A 3,159-nucleotide genomic window follows, 5' to 3' on the forward strand; every position below is an offset into this window, starting at 1 on the left:
TTCCATAAACGTTACAAAGATAGAATTTTAAACATTTATAGAAGCTAAAGCCTTGTACTAAAGTACATAGTTTTAACTAGCGAACTTGAAAAATAAAAATCATATTTTCTCATGCAATAAAGAATATCAGTAAATGAATACTTTCTATTCCATAAAAGAACTTATTAATGCGTTGAGCAGGCATAAGGATTTATTTGCGGAAATGTTTGCGAAGCGAACAATGGCTTATAAGTATGATTTTGCTCTTGAATTTACAGATGAAGACCACATTCAGTTTCTGATAGACCATGCTGTAATTCGTCAAAATGAAGGTTTTTTGGAATTAGACGACTTATATCTTCAGTTTTTTGAGCAAGTGTTAGCAATAAATGAAGAAATTAACATTTCGTATATCAACGAAAGCATTCAAAATGTAAAGCAGCATATTCTTTATTATCTACAGGAGAATAATGAAACTCGGAAATACACTTACCTCAAAACGATTAAAAACTCTATTCGCAAAATCGGGAATATCACAGTGCGCAATGTTATTGATTTGAAGCGTAATACAGATAATACCTTCAAAAACGAGCCAAACTATAAAAACAAAAAAAGCAAACTGGAGTTCTTGGATAAAAAGCGGGAGGATATTTCTACGCTTATCCATGCTACGGAGCGGTTGTTGTCAGAAGAAGAGCTGACATTCTTCAAAATTGCTTACGACGAAGAACTGAATCGTATTGAAACATTGCTGAAACGACAGTTAAACGAATGCAGACATAATCTGATAGAAATACAGAAGCAGATTATCGAATATCTGAATCAAATAAAATATCAAAGTCGGTTCCTTGAAAAGTTGAGGCAAATCAAATATCTGAAAGACCAGTTTGAGCTTGAGAGCAAAACGGATATCCGAAAAATTCTATCAGAGAATAATGCTGTTGTTTTTGAATCAAATCCGGCTTATCCATTGAAATTATCCATTGACCGACTGCAAACAGATGATGAGTTATTGGCTTTAATTCAAAAAGTATTTGAAAGCATTAAAATTCAAGCCAACATTCGGCAAAAAATGGCCGAAATTATTTCGGATGAATATTTGGATGTGGAAGCCGAAGAAATGATGTTCATCAATCTCGAAGAAGTAAAAAATCGTTTTACAGCTTCGGGAAATCATTTATTCGATTTTATTTTGAACTATAATTTCCAACACGAAGTGGATTTTAACGAAAGAGTAACATTGTATTGCCAACTCATTTCACAGTATGAAAACGAACTGATTGTTTCAGAAACGTTCAATGTACATGAAAATATTGAATATGCTATGGTTTATCCTAAATAAAAAGAACAATGATTAAACAAACCGCAGAAATATTCGAAATACTAAGTAAAGGACAATTCATTTCGTCCAATAGTGTTGATGAGAATTTGCGTCGATTATATCTTGTGATTGATGAGAACTTCGATGAGTTATATGATTATTTTATGGCTATTCGCTTTTTTCTGACAAGAGGAGATGAATACTTTTATTTTGTCCGCATGGAAAACAAAGTGGATATTGAACGAAAACTTCGGCAAGCAATGAAATGGATTGATATTCTTGATTTTGTAAAGAGTTTCAATAGTTCGTTCGGCTCGGGTTTTCGGTTTACATCTTCGGATATCTCTGTGCGCCTTAATTTAGATGCCGAATTGAAAGATAAATTGATGGGATTGAAAAAATATACCGAAAAAGAAAAATATGATGAAAGCATCGAAAAAATAATGGAAATCTTGAAAAAAGAAGGTTTCGTGGAGGAGGAAAATCCCATATCACGAATGTATAAAGTAACAGCCGCTTTCCATTATTTGGAGCAGTTGGTTTTATCTATCAATATACCTGAGGAAGTAAAATATGAGATACCTGAATAAAATCATATTTATCAATAGCGCTTCCGTAAAATATTCGGAAATAAGCCTGGATGGAAATGTCCATTTTATCGGCACGCAGGGAGTTGGAAAAAGCACATTATTACGTGCAATTCTGTTCTTTTATAATGCAGATAAATTAAAGTTAGGCATTTCGTGCGAAAAGAAAAATTTTGACGAATATTACTTCCCATATATTAACTCTTATATTATTTACGAAGTAGAAAAGGAGACGGAAGCTTATTGCGTATTGGCTTACAAACAACAAGGGCGTGTTTGTTTCCGTTTCTTTGATACGGTTTACGATAAAAAACATTTTATTGACAGTAGCGGACAAGTATTTGGCAGTTGGGACTATATTCGGGAATCGTTAGGAAAAAACATTCGTTCAACCAGAAAAATAGACCGTTATGAAGAATACAAGGATATTCTTTACGGCAATAACGCAGGACTTCGTTCCGAATTCAAAAAATATGCATTGCTGGAAAGCAAGAATTATCAGAACGTTCCACGAACGATTCAGAATGTATTCCTCAATTCTAAATTAGATGCCGAGTTTATCAAACAGACCATTATCAAATCGTTGAATGAAGAGGATGTGGAAGTTGATTTGACGAATTACGCCAATCACCTGAAAGACTTTGAGGCTAAACTGAATGACATTGGAAAATGGTCGGATAAAAATGCAAAAGGTGAAATTATTATCCGTAAACAAGCGGAACGGATAACAAATGCGCTTTCTTCCATTCGTTTTTTGGAACATGAAATGACGGAATTGACTGCGGAATTCAATTTCGCATGGGAAGGTGCAGTCATTATGCTTCCAAAAGAGATGAAAAAGCAAGAGTCGGAAATTGAGAGAAAACAAACGGTTGAGAAAAAGGAGAGCGTAGTAGATGCTCGCTTTCAGTCCAAAAAGGACAAGTTGAACGGAGAAATCAGCGTCTTAGCCAATAAATTAGAAGATATTAAAGAGAAAGAAAAATATTACAAAGGATTAAATATTACCGAAATACTGCGTCGAGTTTCTCAAAAAGGAACACAAGAAAAAAACAAGCAAAATCTGGAAGAAGAACAACGGTTGCTGACATCAAAGTTCGAGGAGGTCAATCAAAAATACGAAGCCATTTTCAAACAGTTTGAAAATCAGAAAAATGATTTCAATAATATCAGAACTTAACGACTATGGATTGAAAATCCATAGGTTAAATTACGAATAAAATTCGTGTGAGTGTCGACTATAAGTCGATTGAAAAACAAAAACTAAAGTTC

The 3,159-nt window shown here is 33.7% G+C and carries 3 protein-coding genes; all 3 read left to right on the forward strand.

Annotated elements, in window-relative coordinates; genetic code table 11:
* Positions 1-133 precede the first annotated feature (133 nt).
* The 3 genes from D0T57_RS15145 to D0T57_RS15155 are packed head-to-tail and all read left to right on the forward strand — an operon-like array spanning position 134 to position 3,067.
* On the forward strand, positions 134-1,321 hold the full coding sequence (locus D0T57_RS15145; protein ID WP_163274312.1) for a hypothetical protein: 1,188 nt from the start codon (positions 134-136) through the stop codon (positions 1,319-1,321).
* Between the two features lie 8 nt (positions 1,322-1,329).
* The gene (locus D0T57_RS15150; protein ID WP_163274313.1) at positions 1,330-1,890 is read left to right on the forward strand and encodes a hypothetical protein; all 561 of its coding nucleotides are present in this window, start codon (positions 1,330-1,332) and stop codon (positions 1,888-1,890) included.
* A complete protein-coding gene (locus D0T57_RS15155; RefSeq protein ID WP_163274314.1) occupies positions 1,874-3,067 on the forward strand; it encodes an ATP-binding protein in 1,194 nt (397 codons plus the stop codon). The genes D0T57_RS15150 and D0T57_RS15155 overlap by 17 nt, the downstream gene beginning before the upstream one ends.
* Positions 3,068-3,159: the final 92 nt, after the last annotated feature.

The organism is Dysgonomonas sp. 511 (assembly GCF_010501105.1).
Classification (GTDB): domain Bacteria; phylum Bacteroidota; class Bacteroidia; order Bacteroidales; family Dysgonomonadaceae; genus Dysgonomonas.